Origin of the sequence: Micromonospora echinofusca, assembly GCF_900091445.1 — a bacterium.
Lineage (GTDB): Bacteria > Actinomycetota > Actinomycetes > Mycobacteriales > Micromonosporaceae > Micromonospora > Micromonospora echinofusca.
Map to the genome: position 1 here is coordinate 4,417,535 of NZ_LT607733.1, position 19,884 is coordinate 4,437,418.

20 protein-coding genes and 1 pseudogene are annotated in these 19,884 nt (G+C 73.1%); 9 read left to right on the top strand and 12 right to left on the bottom strand.

Going from position 1 to position 19,884, the window contains the following annotated elements; translation table 11 throughout:
• The gene (locus GA0070610_RS18645; protein WP_089001232.1) at positions 1-747 is read left to right on the top strand and encodes a hypothetical protein; all 747 of its coding nucleotides are present in this window, start codon (positions 1-3) and stop codon (positions 745-747) included.
• A 259-nt stretch (positions 748-1,006) separates the two neighbouring features.
• Here GA0070610_RS18645 and GA0070610_RS18650 read toward each other — a convergent pair whose 3' ends face one another.
• Together GA0070610_RS18650 and GA0070610_RS18655 are read right to left on the bottom strand one after the other, a co-directional pair.
• Complete coding sequence (locus GA0070610_RS18650; RefSeq protein WP_089003595.1) at positions 1,007-1,447, bottom strand: hypothetical protein; 441 nt, start codon at positions 1,445-1,447, stop codon at positions 1,007-1,009.
• Between the two features lie 275 nt (positions 1,448-1,722).
• Entirely contained in the window at positions 1,723-2,385 is a 663-nt protein-coding gene (locus tag GA0070610_RS18655; RefSeq protein ID WP_089001233.1) for a GNAT family N-acetyltransferase, read from the bottom strand.
• A 327-nt stretch (positions 2,386-2,712) separates the two neighbouring features.
• Between GA0070610_RS18655 and GA0070610_RS18660 the strand changes: the two genes are divergently transcribed.
• Complete coding sequence (locus GA0070610_RS18660) at positions 2,713-3,534, top strand: formate/nitrite transporter family protein (protein ID WP_089001234.1); 822 nt, start codon at positions 2,713-2,715, stop codon at positions 3,532-3,534.
• A gap of 111 nt (positions 3,535-3,645) precedes the next feature.
• On the opposite strand, the gene katG is transcribed toward GA0070610_RS18660, so the two are convergent.
• Together katG and GA0070610_RS18670 are read right to left on the bottom strand one after the other, a co-directional pair.
• Entirely contained in the window at positions 3,646-5,922 is a 2,277-nt protein-coding gene (gene katG, locus GA0070610_RS18665; RefSeq protein ID WP_089001235.1) for a catalase/peroxidase HPI, read from the bottom strand.
• Positions 5,919-6,374 carry a Fur family transcriptional regulator gene (locus GA0070610_RS18670; RefSeq protein WP_089001236.1) on the bottom strand — a complete coding sequence of 152 codons (456 nt, stop codon included), beginning with the start codon at positions 6,372-6,374 and terminating at the stop codon, positions 5,919-5,921. Before GA0070610_RS18670 ends, katG begins: the two co-directional genes overlap by 4 nt.
• Positions 6,375-6,632: 258 nt before the next feature.
• Between GA0070610_RS18670 and GA0070610_RS18680 the strand changes: the two genes are divergently transcribed.
• The 3 genes from GA0070610_RS18680 (at position 6,633) to GA0070610_RS18690 (ending at position 9,953) form a co-directional block, all read left to right on the top strand.
• Complete coding sequence (locus GA0070610_RS18680) at positions 6,633-7,583, top strand: PfkB family carbohydrate kinase (protein ID WP_231925731.1); 951 nt, start codon at positions 6,633-6,635, stop codon at positions 7,581-7,583.
• Positions 7,573-8,424, top strand: coding sequence for a 5'/3'-nucleotidase SurE (gene surE, locus GA0070610_RS18685; RefSeq protein WP_089001238.1), 852 nt, complete (start codon positions 7,573-7,575; stop codon positions 8,422-8,424). Before GA0070610_RS18680 ends, surE begins: the two co-directional genes overlap by 11 nt.
• Before the next feature lie 317 nt (positions 8,425-8,741).
• Positions 8,742-9,953 (top strand): low temperature requirement protein A, encoded by a 1,212-nt coding sequence (locus GA0070610_RS18690; protein WP_089001239.1) that lies wholly within the window; start codon positions 8,742-8,744, stop codon positions 9,951-9,953.
• Between the two features lie 73 nt (positions 9,954-10,026).
• On the opposite strand, the pseudogene GA0070610_RS31985 reads toward GA0070610_RS18690, so the two are convergent.
• The 8 genes and pseudogenes from GA0070610_RS31985 to GA0070610_RS18725 form a co-directional block, all read right to left on the bottom strand.
• Positions 10,027-10,356: pseudogene (locus tag GA0070610_RS31985) on the bottom strand (DUF1028 domain-containing protein); the annotation flags it as partial.
• Entirely contained in the window at positions 10,280-10,777 is a 498-nt protein-coding gene (locus GA0070610_RS18695; protein WP_089001240.1) for a DinB family protein, read from the bottom strand. The gene GA0070610_RS18695 and the pseudogene GA0070610_RS31985, both read right to left, overlap by 77 nt.
• A gap of 157 nt (positions 10,778-10,934) precedes the next feature.
• Complete coding sequence (locus tag GA0070610_RS18700) at positions 10,935-11,435, bottom strand: MauE/DoxX family redox-associated membrane protein (RefSeq protein WP_089001241.1); 501 nt, start codon at positions 11,433-11,435, stop codon at positions 10,935-10,937.
• A 3-nt stretch (positions 11,436-11,438) separates the two neighbouring features.
• Positions 11,439-11,750 (bottom strand): S24/S26 family peptidase, encoded by a 312-nt coding sequence (locus GA0070610_RS18705; protein ID WP_089001242.1) that lies wholly within the window; start codon positions 11,748-11,750, stop codon positions 11,439-11,441.
• A complete protein-coding gene (locus GA0070610_RS18710; protein ID WP_089001243.1) occupies positions 11,747-13,525 on the bottom strand; it encodes an ABC transporter ATP-binding protein in 1,779 nt (592 codons plus the stop codon). Before GA0070610_RS18710 ends, GA0070610_RS18705 begins: the two co-directional genes overlap by 4 nt.
• Positions 13,526-13,527: 2 nt before the next feature.
• Positions 13,528-14,010 (bottom strand): hypothetical protein, encoded by a 483-nt coding sequence (locus tag GA0070610_RS18715; RefSeq protein WP_089001244.1) that lies wholly within the window; start codon positions 14,008-14,010, stop codon positions 13,528-13,530.
• A 69-nt stretch (positions 14,011-14,079) separates the two neighbouring features.
• The gene (locus tag GA0070610_RS18720; protein ID WP_089001245.1) at positions 14,080-14,319 is read right to left on the bottom strand and encodes a hypothetical protein; all 240 of its coding nucleotides are present in this window, start codon (positions 14,317-14,319) and stop codon (positions 14,080-14,082) included.
• Positions 14,320-14,386: 67 nt separating this feature from the next.
• Positions 14,387-17,305 (bottom strand): AfsR/SARP family transcriptional regulator, encoded by a 2,919-nt coding sequence (locus GA0070610_RS18725; protein ID WP_089001246.1) that lies wholly within the window; start codon positions 17,303-17,305, stop codon positions 14,387-14,389.
• A gap of 56 nt (positions 17,306-17,361) precedes the next feature.
• On the opposite strand from GA0070610_RS18725, the gene GA0070610_RS18730 reads away from it, so the two are divergent.
• The 4 genes from GA0070610_RS18730 to GA0070610_RS18745 all read left to right on the top strand — a co-directional run bounded on the left by GA0070610_RS18730 (position 17,362) and on the right by GA0070610_RS18745 (position 19,861).
• Positions 17,362-18,342 carry an alpha/beta fold hydrolase gene (locus tag GA0070610_RS18730; protein ID WP_231925733.1) on the top strand — a complete coding sequence of 327 codons (981 nt, stop codon included), beginning with the start codon at positions 17,362-17,364 and terminating at the stop codon, positions 18,340-18,342.
• A gap of 98 nt (positions 18,343-18,440) precedes the next feature.
• Positions 18,441-18,803, top strand: a complete 363-nt coding sequence (locus GA0070610_RS18735; protein WP_089001247.1) for a metalloregulator ArsR/SmtB family transcription factor — start codon at positions 18,441-18,443, stop codon at positions 18,801-18,803.
• Complete coding sequence (locus tag GA0070610_RS18740; protein WP_089001248.1) at positions 18,800-19,279, top strand: SRPBCC family protein; 480 nt, start codon at positions 18,800-18,802, stop codon at positions 19,277-19,279. Before GA0070610_RS18735 ends, GA0070610_RS18740 begins: the two co-directional genes overlap by 4 nt.
• A 45-nt stretch (positions 19,280-19,324) precedes the next feature.
• Entirely contained in the window at positions 19,325-19,861 is a 537-nt protein-coding gene (locus GA0070610_RS18745; RefSeq protein ID WP_089001249.1) for an RBBP9/YdeN family alpha/beta hydrolase, read from the top strand.
• Positions 19,862-19,884: the final 23 nt, after the last annotated feature.

A 19,884-nucleotide genomic window follows, 5' to 3' on the forward strand; every position in this document is an offset into this window, starting at 1 on the left:
GTGACCCCTGATCCGACCGACGTGAACCGCCGCCTGGACGCGGCGCTGGCGGGCGTGGCCGCCGCCTTCCGGGACATGACCGCCCACCGGCGGGAGACCAACTGCGAGTGCCACTGGGGCAGCGCCGAGGAACTGGCACTGCTCAAGACCCCCGACGTGCCGCTCGACGAGGACCTGCTGCGCCGCACGTACTGGACCACGGACTGGCGCTACCCGGGGCCGCTGCTGCGCCGCATCCTGCCCCCGGTGACCCGGCGCCTCGCGGCGGGTGAGGTGGAGTCGCTCTCCGGGATGGACCCCCTGTCCCGCCTGTTCGTGATGGGTCGCTGGCTGGACTGGCCCGCCGCGCAACGCGACGCGGTACGGGAGTTCCTGGACGCCTGGTGGCAGCACACCCTGGTGGACCCCGGGGCGAAGGTCCCCGCCCACGAGGCCCTGGCCTTCGTCGCCGAGGTCACCGGGCAGCTCGCCCCTTGGCTGAACACCTGGGCGCAGCTGCTGGCCGGCCCGACGGCGCGGCGGATGCTGGCCGCGGCGGCCGACGAGTGGATGTCCGACCTGCTCGGCGACCGCCTGCCCTGGTCGAGCTGGCGCGACGAGGAGGACACGCCGTGCCTCGCGCTGTCGATGTGGGTGCTACGGCACGCGCCGCCCGCGCTGCGGGAGCACGACGCGTCCGGCGAGCTGTGCGACCTCGTACGGCTGCTCGCCCTCCCCCACGCCGACCGGTGGGGCGGGCGCGGCTGAGGTCTGTTCCGCAAGCCGTGACTGGCTGCACCGGACTCGACGGGCCGGCGGTGTAGTCCCCCTCGCCTCGATACCGCACAGGCATTTTCATACCTCACAGGTATCGGCGTTCCGGCGGCAGCGGTCCGTCAGCCTCACGCGCCTTCCACGTCCTCCGTCAGCCAGAACGCCATCGCTGCCACGAACGGCGACAGGGGCACCCCCGTCTCCGGGAGGTGCCCCTGTCGCGGCGGCCGGTACGCGGCCCGATGAGCTGCGGTCAGCAGCCCTGCCGTCGGCTGTAGATCTGGTGACGCTCGCCCGCCCACCCGATGTAGCCGACTGCCTCGACGCAGTAGGACGCCACGCCGGTGACGCCGACCGGGCCGGCGTGGTAGCTGAAGTCGCCCGAGTCGGTGTCCGCGCTGCCCGAGCGGGTGCAGTGCGCGCCCTCGCCCGAGCGCTCGGCGCAGCGGTAGATCTGCACGAAGGTGGGCGCCGACTTCCCGTAGGCCGCGCCACGGTGGTAGAAGCACGCGCTGTTGGTGCCCCCGTTGCTGCTGTTGTAGTAGATCACCAGCTCGCCGAGGCCCGAGGACTGCACCTGGCTGTAGATGATCGTGCCCGAGCAGGAGCCGGCGGCCTGCGCGGCGGGCGCGCCGATCACCATGACCGACGCGATGGTCACCAGCGCCATCAGGGTCGAGAACAGTCTCTTCATGATCACCAAGCCTATCCACAGTCGACTGTCGCCTGTTGTGGATCATGATCGCACGACGCGGCCTCCGGCGGTGCCCCGGCCTAGCGCCACCAGGGGCGGTCGACGACGAGTTCCTCAAGGTCACGGACGTTCTCGGCGACCGCCCGCGCGGGGGTGTCCGGGCGTTGCAGCGCGACCCGGAGGTCCGAGGATAGATAGCTCGCCTCACGCACCTCGCACTCCTGGCGCAGGGCCGCCGGGACGTCTCCGCGAGTGGCCCGCGGCGTGGATGATCTTCACGACGACGTCGGCGCCGACGTAGACGTGGTGTGCGAGAGGCTGTCGGCCGTGGTCATCGGGCCGGGGTCGCGGCCCAGGGCCGTGGCGGCGATCGCATGGGCGACGTCGTGGGACTGTCGCAGGTCGGTCGTCGGCGGTGGCGGGGTCGCCTCACCCGCGTCCTGGCGGGAGTCGTCCCAGTCGAGTCGGTAGCGCTGTTCGAGGCGACCGCTGCGCGGGTGCGGGACGGCCTCGCCGTGGGGCAGCCAGCCGGCGGCCTCGTACAGGCTCACCGCCCGCGGGTTGTCGACGTAGACGCCCAGCTCGGCACGGGCGAAACCCGCCGCCGCGAGGTGGGCGGGGGCGGCCCGCAGCAACTGCCGGCCGACGCCCCGACCCCAGGCGGCGGGTTCCACGCCGAGGTACCGGATCTCGGCGGTCGAGCCGTCCGCCGGCACGGGCTCGACCGCCGCGAAACCGACGACCCTACCGGCGTCGAGGGCCACCAGCAGGAGCGAGCGGGGTGTGCCGTCGAGCACCGCCTGGATCAGGGGGCGGGCGAGGCGGAGCGGCGCGACCTCGGTGGCGCCGTCGCGGGCCGCGGTCGCCTCCGCCCAGATCCGGGCGGCCTCGTCGATGTGCCGTTCACGGGTGGTCGGCCGTACCTGCACGTCGCTCATCGACACAGTCTGTCGATGCGGCGTCCCGGTGGCGACCCGGTTTGTCGCGCCGCTCCGCGCGACGCCGGCCCCACACAGCGCGCTACGGGGCGACGGGGCGACGGGGCGACGGGGCAAGCTTCCAGGCGATCACGCCGGCCGCGACCAGCAGGACGGCGGCGAGGGCGCGTCCCACGCCCAGTCGAAGCCGCCTTCGGCCGCCCGACGCGTCAGGGCCGGGATCTCCCGGCCGACGGCGGCGAGTGGCCGAGCGCCCTCAGCCCGGTCCTGCCGGGCGTGACCCGCCCCGACAGGAGTAGCCGGTGCGGGAACGGGCAGACGGGGGCGGTGAGCCAGCGTCGCGACGTTCCCGACGGCCGGGCCGGTGCCGCGCGCGCCGACCCCGAGCCGGAGGTGGCGCAGGCGTTCGACCGGCTGGTCGAGGAGGGCGACGTCCGGCTCGCCCGGCCCTGGCCGGCGCTGATCGTCACCGGCCTGCTCGGCGGGATCGACGTGGGCACCGGGGTGCTGGCGTACCTGCTGGTCCTGGACGCCACCGGGCAGAAGCTGCTGGCGGGGCTCGCGTTCGGCATCGGGTTCGTGGCCCTGCTGCTGGCCCGCAGCGAGCTGTTCACCGAGAACTTCCTGGTGCCGGTGACGGCCGTGGCCGCCCGCCGGAACTCACTCGCCGCCCTGGGCCGGCTCTGGGCCGTCACGCTGACCGGCAACCTGCTGGGCGGCTGGCTGGTGGCGTGGTTGATCACCCGCGCGTTGCCCGGGCTGCGGGACACCGCCACCTCGGCCGGCACCCACTTCGCCGCGCTGGGCGTGAACCTGCACTCGTTCACCCTGGCGGTGCTCGCCGGGCTGGTGATCACCCTGATGACCCGGATGCAGCACTCCACCGAGAGCCTCGGCGTACGGCTGGTGCCGGCGCTGCTCTTCGGCGCGCTGCTCGCCGGCGGGGAACTCTTCCACAGCGTGCTCGACTCGATCCTGATGTTCACCGCGCTCACCGCCGGCCGGGCGCCGTTCGGCTACCTGGACTGGCTCGGCGCCCTCGGCTGGTCGGTGCTGGGCAACATCGTCGGCGGGGTGGGCCTGGTGGCCTTCCTCCGCATGGCCCGGGTGCCGCAAGAGCTCGCCCGGGAACGCGCCCGCAACCGCTGACCGGAGGCACCGCACGCCGGCGGGACGCGGGGAGGCCGTACGGAACGGCCCGGAACGCGGGCGAGCCCCGGTCGATGGTGCGATCGACCGGGGCTCGTCACGTGGTACGGGTCAGGCGAGGTCGAACCGGTCGAGTTCCATGACCTTCGTCCAGGCCGCGACGAAGTCGGCGACGAACTTCTCGCGCGCGTCCTGGCTGGCGTATACCTCCGCGAGGGCCCGCAGCTGGGAGTTGGAGCCGAAGACGAGGTCGACCGCGGTGGCGGTCCACTTCACCTCGTCGGTGGCCAGGTCCCGGATCTCGTAGACGTGCTCGTCGGACTGCGACGCCTTCCACCGGGTGCCCGGGGAGAGCAGGTTGGCGAAGAAGTCGTTGGTGAGCACGCCGGGCTTGTCGGTGAGGACGCCGTGCCGGCTGCCGCCGACGTTGGCCCCGAGCGAGCGCAGGCCGCCGACGAGGACGGTCATCTCGGGCGCGGTCAGGTTGAGCATGTACGCCCGGTCGAGCAGCAGCACCTCCGGCTGGGTCTTCTCGCCCGCCCGCAGGTAGTTGCGGAACCCGTCGGCGCGCGGTTCGAGGACCCGGAAGGACTCGACGTCGGTCTGCTCGAGGCTGGCGTCGGTGCGGCCCGGGTGGAACGGCACGGTCACGTCGACGCCGGCGTCGCGCGCCGCCTTCTCGACGGCCGCCGAGCCGGCCAGCACGATCAGGTCCGCGAGCGAGATCTTCGCCCCGCCGCCGGCGTTGAACTCCCGCCGGATGCCCTCCAGGGCCTCCAGGACCGTCGCGAGCTGCTCGGGCTGGTTGACCTCCCAGCTGCGCTGCGGCTCCAGGCGGATCCGCGCGCCGTTGGCGCCGCCGCGCTTGTCCGTGGAGCGGAAGCTGGCGGCCGAGGCCCAGGCGGTGGAGACGAGCTGGGCGGTCGTCAGGCCGGACTCCAGGACCTTCGCCTTGAGGGCGGCGACGTCGGCGTCACCGACCAGCTCGTGGTCGACGGCCGGCACCGGGTCCTGCCACAGCTGGGGCTCCGGCACCCACGGCCCGAGGAAGCGGCTGACCGGACCCATGTCGCGGTGCAGCAGCTTGTACCAGGCCTTGGCGAACGCCAACGCGAACTCGTCGGGGTGCTCCAGGAAGCGGCGCGAGATCTTCTCGTACGCCGGGTCGACGCGCAGCGACAGGTCCGTCGTGAGCATCGTCGGCTTGTGCTTCTTCGACGGGTCGTGGGCGTCCGGGATGATCGCCTCGGCGTCCTTGGCGACCCACTGCTTCGCGCCGCCGGGGCTGGTGGTCAGCTCCCACTCGTGGCCGAAGAGGATCTCGAAGAACCGGTTGCTCCACTGCGTCGGCACGTCGGTCCACGTCACCTCGAGGCCGCTGGTGATCGTGTCCGCGCCCTTGCCGCTGCCATAGGTGCTCAGCCAGCCCAGGCCCTGCGCCTCCAGCGGGGCGCCCTCGGGTTCGGGGCCCACGTGGTCGTCGGCGACACCGGCGCCGTGGGTCTTGCCGAAGGTGTGGCCACCGGCGATGAGGGCGACGGTCTCCTCGTCGTTCATGGCCATCCGGGCGAAGGTCTCGCGGATGAAGTGGGCCGCCGCGAGCGGGTCGGCGTTGCCGTTCGGGCCCTCCGGGTTGACGTAGATCAGACCCATCTCGGTCGCCCCGACCTCCGGCGCCATCTCCTTCTCGGAGACGTAGCGCTCGTCGCCGAGCCAGGTGTCCTCCGGGCCCCAGAAAATCTCCTCGGGCTCCCAGACGTCCTCCCGGCCGAAGGCGAAGCCGAAGGTCTTGAAGCCCATCGACTCCAGGGCGACGTTGCCGGCGAGCACGAGCAGGTCGGCCCACGAGATCTTCTGGCCGTACTTCTGCTTCACCGGCCACAGCAGCCGGCGGGCCTTGTCGAGGTTGGCGTTGTCCGGCCAGCTGTTGAGCGGGGCGAACCGCTGCCCGCCGTCGCCGGCGCCGCCGCGACCGTCGTGGATGCGGTAGGTGCCCGCCGCGTGCCAGCTCATCCGGATCATCAGGCCGCCGTAGTGGCCGAAGTCGGCCGGCCACCAGTCCTGCGAGGTGGTGAGGACCTCGACGATGTCCCGCTTGAGCGCCTCGACGTCGAGCTTGGCGAACTCCTTGGCGTAGCTGAAGTCCTCCCCCAGCGGGCTGGCCTTGGACGAGTGGGCGTGCAGCACCGACAGGTCGATCTGGTTGGGCCACCAGTCCCGGTTGGTACGCGGACGACCCCCGGTCTTCGGCGTCGGCGAGTCGATCGCCGGGTTCTCGCTCTCGCTGCCGTGCGCGGTCACGGAGTCGTGCGCGACCGGGCAGCCGGCCGCCTCCTTCTTGTCCACGCCCTGTGCGCTGGAGGGAGCGTTGTCCTGCATGTCGCTCATCTACTTCCTTCCGAACTGGCGGACCACTGGGAGGTGCGTTCGGCCGCACACCCGGGGCAGGTGCCCCAGAACACGACCTCCGCCTCGTCGACCGTGAAGCCGTGGTCGTCGGAGGCGGTGAGACAGGGGGCACGGCCGACAGCGCAGTCGACGTCGGCGATCGCGCCGCAGGAGCGGCACACGACGTGGTGGTGGTTGTCGCCCACCCGGCACTCGTAGCGGGCGGTCGCCCCGGCGGGCTGGATGCGCCGCACCAGGCCGGCGTCGGTGAGCGCGCGCAACACGTCGTAGATCGCCTGGTGGGAGACCGTGGGCTGGGCCACCCGCACCAGCGCGATCACCGTGTCGGTGTCGACGTGCGGATGGTCGCGCAGCGCTGCGAGCACCGCCAGTCGAGGCCGGGTCACGCGCAGCGAGACCGCCCGCAGCTGAGCCTCGAAGTCGGACGCCACGCGATGAATATAGTCGACTCTTCTGGAATGAATCAGGTTTTGCTTCGGCTCAACTCCGCGGCCCCGGGGGCACGGCCCGCCGGTCAGTCGGCCGCTTCGACGTACGCCGCCAGGTTGGCCAGCGAGGAGGCGATCCCGGCCTCGTGGTCCGCCTGGTCGATGCCGGGCGGCACGTCCGTGGCGGTGACGGTCACCCCGCTACCCTCCTGACCCGCAGAAGGCGTGCATGGCCGGGCCGCCGTGGGGCAGTAGGTGGCGATGGATGAACAGGTGATGGTGTTCGCGCCCGCGCCGCTCTTGACCGTGACCATCGAGCAGCAGGCCGACGCGGTCGAGCTGCACCTGCACCCCGGCGGGCAGGGGGTGTGGCAGACCCGCATGATCGCGGCCCTCGGCACGCCGGTCACGCTGTGCGTGGCCGTCGGCGGCGAGGTCGGCGACGCGCTGCGCAAGCTGCTCGTCGACGAGGACGTGACGGTACGCGTGGTGAACCGGCAGTCGGGGACGGGCTGGTACGTGCACGACCGGCGCGACGGCTCGCGGGCGGAGATCGCCGAGGACCCGGGTGCGCCGATGGTCCGCCACGACATCGACGAGCTGTACACGGTGACGCTGACCGAGGGACTGCGGGCGCCGGTGAGCGTCCTCAGCGGCCCGGCCGACCCGGACGTGGTCGACTCGGACATCTACCGGCGCCTGGCCGCCGACCTGAGCGCCAACGGCGGCACCGTCGTCGCGGACCTCTCCGGCCCGCACCTGGCGGCGGTGCTGGAGGGCGGCGTCGCCGTGCTCAAGGTCAGCCACGAGGAGCTGATGGACGACGGCTACGCGGACGACGACAGCGTCGAGTCCCTGCTCGACGCCGGCCGGCGCCTGCAACGGAAGGGCGCGAAATCGGTGCTGATCAGCCGGGCCGGGGAGCCGGCCCTGGCCCTGCTCGACGACGGTACGGCGCTACAGGTGCACGCCCCGCCGCTGGAACTGGCCGACCACCGGGGCGCCGGTGACTCGATGACCGCCGGCGTCGCCGCGGTGCTCGCCCGTGGCGGCGACCTGCGGGAGGCCATCCGCATCGGCGCCGCGGCCGGGGCGCTCAACGTCACCCGGCACGGCCTGGGCACCGGCCGGGCGGAGGCCGTACGGGAACTCGCCGGGCGGGTGCGGCTGACGTCGCTGCAGGACGCGTCGGGGGGCTCCGATGACGGGTGACCGGTCGGCGCGTGTCCTGGTGACCAACGACGACGGCGTGCTCGCCCCCGGCATCCGCTGGCTCGCCCGCGCCGCGTACGAACGCGGCCTCGACGTGGTGGTCGCCGCGCCGCAGTCCGAGGCGAGCGGAATGAGCGCCGCCCTGTCCGCGGTCACCGACGACGGGCGGGTGATGTTCACGCGGACGGAGCTGACCGGGCTGCCCGAGGTGCCGGCGTACGGCGTGGCGGCCTCGCCCGGCTACATCGCCATCCTGGCCGGGCTCGGTGTGTTCGGGCCGCCTCCGGAGCTGGTGCTCTCGGGCATCAACCGGGGCGCGAACGCGGGACACGCGATCCTGCACTCGGGCACCGTGGGCGCGGCGTTGACCGCCGGCAACGGCGGCGCCCGGGCCTTGGCCGTGTCGCTGGACGTGCTGTCGCCGGCGACGGCGAGCGCGGGCAGCGCGGGCGCGGCGATCGACGTGCTGGACACCGTCGACGACGAGGCCCGCCACTGGTCCACCGCCGCCGGGCTGGCCGGGCACCTGCTGCCCTGGCTGCTCGACGCGACCCCCGGCACGGTGCTGAACCTCAACGTTCCCGACCTGCCGGCCGAGCAGGTCGCCGGGCTGCGCCAGGCCACCCTCGCCCCGTTCGGGCAGGTGCAGGTCGCCATCGCCGAGAGCGGCCACGACTACGTCCGTACGGCCATCGAGGAAAACGGCGCCCGCCACGTCCCCGGCACCGACCTGGCCTGGCTGGCCGACGGCTACGCCGCCGTCACCGCCGTACGGGCCCTGGGCGACCTGCCCGACGTGCGGATACCGATGGCGCAGGCCGGCGGCCCGGTCGTCGGCTGATCCGTCCCGGAAGCGACCCCGCCCCGGCGGTGGCCGGCGGGGCGGTGCCATGTCTCGTCGGGTCAGACTCCGCCGGTGGCGCGGTCGCGGTCGCGGTCGGCCTCGGCGTCGGCCGCGCCTGTCGGGACGCCGTCGCTGTCGCGGCTGGCCCCGGACAGGTCCACGTCGGCACCGGCGCGGGCGGCGTCGGCGGCCGCGTAGGCCGTAGTCGGCTCTCGCGCTCCCCGGCCCGTGATCGGGCGCCGCGACAGTTTCCTGCGGGTGGACCGGGCCCAACCGGGCTCCGCAGCGGCCTCGCGGGGGCGAGCATCAGCAGCATGGGGCTTCGGGGAGGCGGCGGGCGGGACCTGCTGGAACGCCGGGAGGACGTGCGGCAGGCGAACTTCCTGGAACTCTTCGTCGACCTGGTGCTGGTGTTCGCCCTCGCCGGGGTGGTCGACCGGGTGATGCAGGACATCAGCGCGGGCGACCCGGTCGTACGGTGGCGGTCGCTGGCGTACCTGCTGGTCCTGGCCATGCCGCTGATCTGGTTGTGGATCACCACGGCGCACATCACCAGCTGGTTCGACCCCCGCCGCCGCAAGATCCAGTGGATCGTGCTGGCCAGCGCGTTCGGCCTGCTGGTCATGGCCTCGTCCCTGCCGTACGCGTTCGCCAGCCGGGGTTGGGCGTTCGTGCTGCCGTACCTCGTCCTGCACTGCGCCCGCCCGCTGCTCCTCCTGCCCAGCCTGCACGGGCACGCCCTGCGCGACCTCTACCTCCGGTCGGTGCTGTGGTGCACGGCCCCGGCGGCGATCTGGATTGCCGGCGCACTGGTCGGCGGCGTCGCCCGGGCCACCCTCTGGGCAGTCGCGGTGACGGTGGACATCGTCGCCGCGCAACTGCGTTGGCCACTGCCCCGCCGGGCCCGGCCACCGGTCAGCGCGTGGGCGATGGACAGCGGCCACCACCTGCCCGAGCGCTACCAGCAGCTGCTGCTGATCGCCCTCGGCGAGACCGTCCTGGCCGCGGGCATCACCTTCACGGACCAGCCGGCCACCGCGGCCACGTCGGCCGCGCTGGTGGTGGCGTACCTGTCGACGGTGCTGCTCTGGCGGATCTACTTCTACCGCTCCGGGCAGGTCCTCACCGAAGCGGTCGCCGCCGCCGGGGACCGGCTGGCCGCCGGCCAGGCCACCGGCATCGCCCACGTCGTCATGGTGGTCGGCATCGTCACCACCGCCGTCGGCTACGAGATCGTGCTGGAACACCCCGGCGGCCGGCCCGAACCGGTGTGGCTCGCGGTGGTCCTCGGCGGTCCGGCCCTGTTCCTCTACGGTCGCATCCGCCTGGAACGGGTCGTGTTCAACCGGCTGTCGATCCGCCGGGTCGCCGCCATCGCCACCCTCGCGGCGGCTGCCGTACCGCTGCGTCTCGCCCCACCGCTGATGGCCGCCGTGGTGGCCGCGATCGTGCTGCTCGGGGTCGCTCTGGCCGATGCCGGCCACGCCGCCCGCCGCCCACCCGAGCGGCCCTCCCCAGCGCACTGACCGGGAGGGCACGGCCACACCCTGGCTGTCCTCGAACACCCAGACGATCTCCGCCAGGGTCTCCGGGCCACCAGGCGGTTGCCCTGCGCCGCGTGACCCGGCCCGATGTGGTGCCCCGCACCTCCCGACCCGGGTCCCGGGCCAGCAGCTCGGTCAGGACGTCCTGCGGCGAGCGGCCCTCGGCGAGCAACGGCAGGCCGTCGTACGCCAGGAAGGGGTTGCGGGTGGCCGGGGTCGCCACCGCGCCGCAATCAGAAAGGTCATGATCGGCAGTTACCCGGCCGGACGCCCGCCATGCGGGAGCGGCATGAGCGGACGTCGGCGCGCTACTCGTTGGTGAGCTGCTCGCGAAGGATGTCGGCGTGCCCGCAGTGCTGGGCGAGCTCGCGCAGCACGTGGAGATACACCCAGCGCAGCGGAAGCGGGCCCCGCCGGTGCCCGTGGAGGATGTCGTCCAGGCCCAGGGACGACGTCGCACGGCGTGATGCCGCGCAGGCTTCGCGGTGCGCGTGCCGGACGCTGGCGATCGTGTCGTCCTCAGCGAGGACGAACGAGTCCTCCGACCTCGCCGGGATGCCGATCTCCGAGCGCGAGCGGCCGGTGACGGCTTCGTCGAACCAGACCTTCTCCACGAAGGTCGCGTGCTTCACGAGACCGAGCAGCGTGGTCCGGGAGGCCACCAACGAGCGACGCGCCTGTTCCTCGGTCAGCCCGTCCAGGCAGCCGTTGAGCGCGCCACGGTGCTCGTCGAGGAACGCCTCGAACTGGTCGCGGGCCGGCTGCGCGACGATCCGGTCGTCGAAGGTGGGCGGGTAGGAAGGCATGGGCAGAGCATTCCAGACCGTGACCCGGTCTCCGCCCCTGCGGTCAGTCGTCGATCGCCTGGTGGACGGCGGTCGAGACGAGCCCGCCGCCAAACGTACCTGTTGCGCGACGCCCGCAGGGTCCCCGACACCGTCCACAGGCACACGAACAGCCGTGTCACGTCCGGTCGGCCGCGCCGAACAGGTAACGCAGCTCGTCCAGCATGACGACCAGCACCCCGGCGACCAGCGCCCCGACGGCGGCCAGCACCGCTTCACCAGGGCGTACGGGCCCGGCCGGGGCGAGCGCGCCAGCGATCGCGCAGCCGATGAGCAACGCGTTGCGCCACACGTGGTGCCGGCCCAGGGGCGCGGCCGTGCGGCCGAAGCAGCGGCAGGTGGCGCCGCCCCGCCGCAGGTTCGCGGCGATGGCGACGGTGAAGGCGAGCAGCAGGGCCGCTGACAGGAGGAAGCCGGCCATCGGGAACACGGCCAGCAGGACGACGGCGCTGAACTCGGCGGCGATCACGGCCACGGCGAGCGGACCTGCCGGCTGGTAGCCCATGTCGTGCACCGAGCGCGTGAACTCCCGGTAGGCGGCACGCCCGGAGACCTTGCCGACCGCCGCCGCCAGCAGGACCGTGCCGAGCAGCACGCGGCACGCGATGTCGACGTACACCTGTCATCGCCTCCCTCTGGCCACGCCGAGGATCGCCTCGCGCGGCACCGCCCCGAAGTGCCGCGAGTCCTGACTGTGGGGGTTGTCTCCGCGTACGGTCACGGCACCGTCGGGCTCGACCCGATGCACGCGCTTGACCATCCACGTCAGGTCGGAGTCGGGTACGACGTCACGGGTCCGGAAGACGAGGAGGTCACCGGCGGCCGGCGGCCGCCCGACGCGGACGACGAGCCGGTCGCCGTCGCGCAGCGTCGGCGCCATGCTGTGCCCGCGTACGACCATCAGGCGCCAGCGGCGGCGCAGCCAACCGGTCATGACACCGCCAGCTGGTAGCCGCCGGCCTGGAGGCGGAACAGCCGCGCGTACTCGCCGTCGGCCGCCATCAGCTCGTCGTGCGCGCCCGACTCGACGACGCGTCCGGCGTCCAGCACGACGATGCGCTGCGCGTCACGCAGGGTGCTGAGCCGGTGGGAGATCAGCAACCCGGTGCGGCCGTGACGGATCCGGGCCAGCGACGCGTGCACGCGGGTCTCGGCGTCGGCGTCGAGCCCGGAGCTGGGCTCGTCCAGGATGAGCAGGTCGGCGTCGGCGCGCATCAGGGACCTGGCGAGCGCGACCCGTTGCCACTGCCCCCCGGAGAGCGTCACCCCCGGCTCGCCGTCCTGGTCGGCGAACGTACGGCTGAGCAAGGTGGCGTACCCATGGGGAAGGGCGCGGAGCCGGTCGTGGATCTCGGCACGCGCGGCGGCCTCCTCGACCTGCTCGGCCGTGTACGGCAGCCGGCCGATGCCGACGTTCTCCGCCGCGCTGAGGTCGTAGCACATGAAGTCCTGGAACACCGCGCCCATCCGCTGGCGCAACGCCTCGACCCGCAGCTCGCGCAGGTCCATGCCGTCCCAGGTGATGCGCCCACGGTCGGGGTCGTAGAACCGGCAGAGCAGCTTTACGAGGGTGCTCTTGCCGGCGCCGTTGAGGCCGACGAGCCCGATGGCCTGACCGGCGGGGATCGTGAGGTCGACGCCCCGCAGGACCCAGGGGCCACCCTCGTCGTAGCGGAACCACACGTCCTCGAACCTGATCCCGGTCCGCAGCGGCGGCGCCGGCAGGGTCCCGTCGGCCAGGTCGGCGGGACCGTCGAGGACGGCGACGTAGTGCCGGAACAGCCGGATGGCCGCGCCAGCCTCGCCGAGCTGCGCGGCGATGCCGGCCAGGCCGGCGTGCGCGGCGCCGAAGGCGGCCAGCAGGAGGGTGAGGTCGCCGAGGCTGAGGCGGCCGCGTACCGCGGCGTTCACGGCGATCACCGTCGCGGTGAGCGTCACGGCGGCGCCGGCCAGCGCCCAGCAGCTCTGCACCGTGGTGGCGTGCCGCGCGGCGGCCAGCTCGATCCGGCCGGCCGCCCGCAGGGTGCCCGTGAGCCGATCGCGGAAGAACCGGCCGAGCTGGTAGAGGCGTACCTCCCGGACGGCGCGCAGGTCGGTCAGGACGGCCTGGAACAGGAACCGGGCCCGGAACAGGCCAGCGCCGTCCTCCACGGCACGCGCCGCTCGCCGGGACAGCCGCAGTTGGATGAGGAACTCGGGGACCGCCACGGCGAGCAGGAGCAGGCCGGCCGGCGGCCAGAGCGACGCCAGGATCACGGCGAAGCCGCCGATGGTGACGACGCTCTGGGCCACGTCTACCGCGAACATGACGACCGCGTACGGCGCCTGGGTGGCGGCTTGCTGGGCCAGTGCGAGCCGATCGCGCATCGCCGGCTGCTCAAAGGGGCGCAGGCCGAGGAAGGCGTCCAGTTTCCGGTACAGCCGCACGTCGGCTGCGATGGCGATCGCGTTCTGCATCGCGGTGGTGAAGTAGCCGGACAGGCGGTTGGCGATCGCCGCCAGGGCTCCCAGGAGGGCGATCGCCACGGCGTACCAGGTGGCCGTTGACGGGCTGGCCGAGCGGCCCTTGCCGACCTCGTCGAACAGCAGCTTCGTGAACCAGGCGACGCCGAGCGGCGGCGCCGCGCCGACCACCACGAGGGCGACCATGGTGGTGAGCGCCTTCGGGTCGGCGCAGCCCAGCCGCAGGGCGGTTCGCAGCGTGGTCACGGTCAGGCCGGAACCGGGAGCTGGTGGCTGGACCCGACGACGACGCCGTCGACGACCGACAGCACGGCGGGGAAGCCCTTGACCTGGAACTTCCTCTCCGCGAGCAGTTCGGAGATCGTCGCCGTGTCGAAGCCGGCCAGGCGTGGCGCCATCGCCGCCGTTTCCTCGGGCGTGCCGATCATGAACACGAGGGTGTCGTGACGGAAGCGCTCGGCGTCGGCGGTGAGGGTGTCCAGGAGATCCTGACACGGCGGACAGGTCGGGGTCAGCATGACCACGGTGCGGCGGCCGGTGCTCAGGTCGGCGTACGGGAGGCCGGTGACCTCCAGTCCCGGGGCGGGCAGCACCTCGGGGACGGCCTCGCCGTCGTGGGCGTGGCCGGTCCCCACCTCGCGCAGCCGCCGGGCGAGGGCAAGGGTCAGGACGAGGTTGAGCGCGGCGACCGCGCCGACAAGGGCGATGGCGGCGTACGCGAAACCCGGCATGGGAACTCCTCGGCGAGTCAGCGGGGTGGGGGGCCGCGCCGGTCGGCACGGCCCCCGGGGAAAGCCAGGTCAGCAGGCGCCGACCTTCTTGACGTAGCAGAGCGTCCGCGTCGTCGAGGTCACGCAGGCGCCGTTGCAGTTGTAGTAGCCCTGGCGGTAACGGCGGAAGTAGTCGCCGCCCGAGCAGTAGCCGTCGGACGCGACGCACGCGCACTTCTGGCCGTGCTCCGGCACGCAGGCGCCGGCCTCCTCGCGGCCGAGCACCTTGCCGAGGACGACGTCGCCGACACGGGTGAGGACCCTGGTCATGGGCAGACCTCCTTTGTGGGTGGTTGCCCGCCACTGTGCCGGTCGCCGCTGCGCTCGCCCTGCGCTTCTACTGCGCGTGGGCTGCGCTCCGCCAGTCCGTCAGCCGTTCGCGCAGGTCGTCGGCGTACGCGGCGTCGAAGTGCTCGAAGATGCGCAGCGCCTCCTCGCCCAGCGCGGCCGCCCGATCGTGCCGTGCGAGGGTGGCGTGCGCCCGCGCCAGCAGGCTCAGCGAGTTCGCCAGCGGAAACGGCTGCCCGATGCCACGCAGCATCGCCACCGAGCCCTCCAGCTCGGCGACCGCCCGCTCGGCGTCGCCCTCCTCGAGGTGCACCTTGCCGAGGAGCCGGCGGGAGATCGCCTCACCCCACTCGTGGCGCAGCTCGCGGAACGCGCAGACCGTACGGGTCAGCAGCCGGCGCGCCGAGGCCCTGTCCCCGGCCGCGAGGTACGTCGCGGCCAGCGCCTGCTCGGCGGTGGTCACGCTCATCCGGTCACCGAGCCGGCCGGCGTCGGTCACCGCCTGCCGCAGGTGCTCCAGTGCCTGCGGCCACTGCTCGGCGTGCCGGTGTAGCAGGCCGATGCTCTCCCGTGCGAGCGCCGCACCCCACAGGTCGCCGCCGTCAGCCAGGAGCCGCAGGCCGGCCTCGCAGGCGGCGTAGGCGAACGGGGACATGTGCTGGTACTGCCCGTACTGCATGCCGAGGGTCAGCAGCACGTGCCCGTCGACCGGGCCGACCGGCCAGTGCGCGGCGCACGTGCGCACCATCAGCAGCAGTGCGGCGTCCGCCTCCCGCAGCCGGCCGAGCTGACGGCAGCACAACGAGTATCCGTGCAGCGCGACGAGCCGGTGCGCCACCAGTGGTCCTCGGCTGTCGCGGTGCGCCGCTCGCAGCAGCGGCACGGCTTCGGCGTACCGGTTGAGCATCCGGTAGGCCGCGCCCAGGTGCAGCCGCACCGACATCCGGGTCGGCGACGGCAGGTCGGCGTGGCGGTCGAGCACACCGCGCAGGCAGTCGACGAACTCGGGCAGGTGCTGGCTGCGCATCATCACGAAGTTGCCCATCGTGCAGGCCAGCCGCCCGGCCAGGTCGACGGCGTCCAGCCCCAGCAGGTCCCGCACCGCCGCGAGGAGGCTCTCCCGCTCCGCCTCGAACCACTCGACGGCGTCCCAGGCGTCGATCACGCCCGGCGCGTCCGCGACCGGCAGGGCCTTGCAGGGCAGCGAGGCGGCGGCGCGTCCGGCGTGCGCGTGCAGCCGCGCGTAGAAGGCGATCACCTGGTCGGCGTCGACGTCGGTACGCTCCCGCGCGTGCAGCCGGACCAGGTCGTGCATGCGTACCCGGCCGTCGGGGTCGGCGGTCAGCAGGTGGGCCCGGCACAGCTGCTCCAGCAGCGGCTCGGTGCTCTCGTCCGACATGCCGAAGCTGCGCAGCGACGTGCGGCTGAGCACGCCGAGCAGCCGCGCGGCGGGCGGCGCCATCCGCTCGAACCCGACGGTGAAGCTGGTGCGCACGTCGAGCCCGTCGAGCGACAGCTCGTCGAGGCGGCGCCGCTCGTCGCGCAGCCGGTCACGCAGCCGCGCCACGGTCATGGCCTCCCGCTCGGCCAGCCGTACCCCGGCGATGCGCAACGCCAGCGGCAGGCGACCGCAGAGCTCCACGACGTCGGTCGCCGCGGCGGCCTCCCGGTCGATCCGATCGGCGCCGGCCAGCCCGGCCAGCAGCTCCAGGCCGTCGTCGAGCGGCAGGACGTCGAGCGCGACCACCTCGGTGCCCGCCAGTCCGGGCAACGCCGCCGTACTGGTGACGAGGGCGGTGCTGCCGCCGGGCGGCAGCAGCGGGCGCACCTGCGCCGCGTCCGCCGCGCTGTCCAGCATCACCAGCATGGCCTGGTCGGCGAGGATGGACCGGTACAGCGCGGCGCGTTCCTCGGCCGCCGTCGGGATGGCCTCGCCGGCCACGCCGAGGGAGCGCAGGAAGGCGCCCAGCACCGCACCGGGCCGGGCCGGATCGACGGTGTTGCCGCGCAGGTCGGCGTACAGGCAGCCGGCGGAGAACCGGTGGCGGCTCGCGTGCGCCGCCCGCAGCGCCAGCGTGGTCTTGCCCGTCCCCGCCAGCCCGGTGACGACGACGACCTGGGCGGCCCCGGCCGGCGGGGTACGCCCCAGCAACGACAGCAGCAGCCCGAGTTCCTTGTCCCGTCCGACGAAGTCACCGGTGACGCCGGGCAGCTGGTGGGGCCGTACCCAGGCTCGCGGGGACGTCTCCTGCTCGCTGCCGAGGATCTCCCGGTGCAGCTGCCGCAGTTGCGGCCCCGGGTCGATGCCGTGCTCCTCGGCGAGGATCCGGACGCCGTCCCGGTACACGGCTAGCGCCTCCGCCTGCCGGCCGCTGCGGTGCAGGGCCACCATGAGCTGACCGCGCAGCCGCTCCCGCAGGGGCCGGTCACGCACCAGCGTGGTCAGCTCCGGCACGACCTCCCGGTGCAGTCCGAGCGACAGCAGCGCCTCGACGCGCAGCTCGATCGCGTGCTCGCGCAGCTCGCGGAGCCGGTCGCGCTCGACGTCGACCAGCGTCGCACCGACGTCGACGAACGCGTCGTCGCGCCAGCGGGCCAGCGCCTGGTCCAGCAGCGTCACGGCGCGGCGGGCGTCGGTGGTGGCGGTGGCGGTCTGCACGGCGGCGGCGAACTCCGCCGCGTCCACGATCACCGCGGCGTTCAGCTGGTAGCCGGGTGACCTGGTGAGGATCAGCTCCGGCGTCGCGTTGCGCCGGACCGAGGCGACGATCGCCTGGACGCGGTTGCGTGCTCCCGCGGGCGGACGATCGGGCCACAGTCCGTCGATCAGGCGCTCGACGGAGACGATGCGCGCACGCTGGGCCGCCAGGCTCGCGACGAACGCCCGCTCCAGCGGGGCGAGCGGCACAGCGGTCCCGTCGACGCTCAACTCGACCCGTCCGAGGACGGCGATCCGATACCCGCGCACCGCGCAAAGCTAGCGCGCGGGCCGACCGGTCGTGCTCGGGGCGTTCCGGGAGGCCGGTGCCAGCACGGATCGCGGCGGATCCGGACACGAATGTCGAGGTCACCGGACGACGACGGTCCGGCTCGGGCACGATGGGCTGGTCGGAGCGGAAGGAGGACGGGATGCAGGCCATCCAGAAGGTCCGCCATCGACGGGCCGACGTCGACGGGCTGGAGGTGTTCTTCCGCGAGGCCGGGCGCCCCGACCAGCCGGCGGTACTGCTGCTGCACGGCTTCCCCAGCTCGTCGCACACGTTCCGCGAGGTCATGCCCACACTCGCCGACGTCGCGCACGTGATCGCGCCGGACCTGCCCGGCTTCGGGATGTCGTCGTCGCCGACCGTCGACACCTACGACTACACGTTCGAGAACCTCTCCCGCACGATCGGGAACCTTCTCGACCAGCTCGGGATCGAGCGGTTCTTCGTCTACCTGCACGACTTCGGCGCGCCGGTGGGATACCACCTGGCCACCCGCGCCCCGACCCGCATCCACGGCCTCATCGTCCAGAGTGGCAACGCGCACGACGACGGCCTCGGCGGGCAGTGGGACAGCGCCAGGGCCTACTGGGCCGACCCGACCGACACCAAGCGCGCCGAACTGCCGGACTGGTTGAACTTCGAAGGCACCCGCGAGCAGTACCTGGCCGGGCTGCCCGAACACCTGCGCACCCTGCACGCCCCCGAATCGTGGCACCTCGACTGGGAACGCATGAGCCGACCCGGCAACGTCGACGCGCAGTTCGCGCTGTTCACCGACTACGCCAACCACGTCGCCCGCTTCGACGAGCTCGCCGCATACCACCGCGCCCACCAGCCACCAGCGCTCGTACTGTGGGGACGGCACGACGCGTACTTCGACGTCGACGAGGTCCTCGCCTACCACCGCGTCCTCGACCGCATGGACGCACACATCTACGACGGCGGCCACCTGCTGTTGGAGACGCACGCGGCGGAGTGCGCGCAGCTCATGCGAGCGTTCGTACTCGACAACACGTGAGCCGTTGGCGCACCGGTCCACGGGCTGCCGTCGGGCGCTGGGGCCGGGCCGGCGGATCAGCGTTGCGGAGAGCGTAACAACCTGGTTACCCTTTCGGCGTGGACGAGGTGGCGGCAGCGATCGCCGATCCGGTGCGGCGGGAGATCCTGCTGATGCTGCGCGACGAGCCGCTCTCGGCCGGCCAGATCGCCGACCGGTTCGTGATCAGCCGGCCGGCCGTCAGCCGTCACCTGCGCGTGTTACGCGAGGCCGGCCTGGTGCGCGACACGGCCGACGGCCGCAGGCGGGTCTACGCACTGGTCACCGCGCCGCTCGACGAGCTGGCCGGGTGGCTGGGACGACTGACCCGCCCGTCCGGCTGGCAGCACCGCCTCGACGCGCTGGAGACCGAGGTCCACCGCACCCGCCGCGAGCGGCAGACGGCCGCCGGGCGGCACCCAGCCCAGAAGGAGACCGCATGAGCCCGACACCCACCGGCCGACTGGTCGGCGACGACCTCGTACTGACCCGCACCTTCCGCGCTCCCGTGGCCGACGTCTGGGCCAGCCTCACCGATCCGGCGCGCACGGCACGCTGGTTCGGCCCGTGGCAGGGCGACGCCGCGCCGGGACGCACGATCAAGGTCCAGATGGCGTACGAGGAGGGCACGCCCTGGATGGACATGACCATCGACGCGTGCGACCCGCCGCGCCGGCTGGCGGTCTCCGCGGTGGACGAGCACGGCAGCTGGCACCTGGACATGACGCTGGTCGAGAGCGCGGGCGTGACCGAGCTTCGGTTCACGCAGCACCTGACCGGCACGGAGGGCGTCGGCGAGGTCGGACCGGGCTGGGAGTACTACCTGGACGCCCTGGCAGCCTCGCACGACGGCCAGCCGGCACCGGACTTCGACGACTACTACCCCGCCATGAAGGAGCACTTCGAAGCGCAGCGGTAGCGGGATCAAGCGGTGTGACCAGGACGTCGATCCGAAGGGGGCACGGTGGGGCGCAGAGCGATCATCTTCCACGGGACCGGGGGCAACCCGGACATCTGCTGGTATCCCTGGCTGGCAGGGCGGCTCGCGGCCCGGGGATACGCCGTCGAGGTGCCGCACCACCCGGGCATCAACGTCGAGCCGATCGCCACGTTCCTGCCGAAGGTGCTGGAGGCGCACCGCTTCACCGAGGACACGGTCCTCGTGGGCCATTCCGGCGGCGCGGCCCTGCTGCTCGCGCTCCTGGAACACCTGGACGTGACCGTCGACCAGGCGATCCTGGTCGCCGGCTACCACACCCCGCCCAACACCGAGCAGGAACCGGTCCTCCAGCAGGACTACGACTGGGCCGCGATCCGGTCGCACGTGCGGGACATCTACTTCATCAACTCCCGGGAGGACCCGTACGGCTGCGACGACCGGCAGGGACGCGCCATGCTCGAGCGGCTCGGCGGCACCCAGATCGTGCGCGACGACGGGCACTTCGGCGACTACAACCAGCCGTACGAGCGGTTCGAACTGCTCGACCGGCTCATCCACTGACGGCCACGCCGCGCTGTTCATCC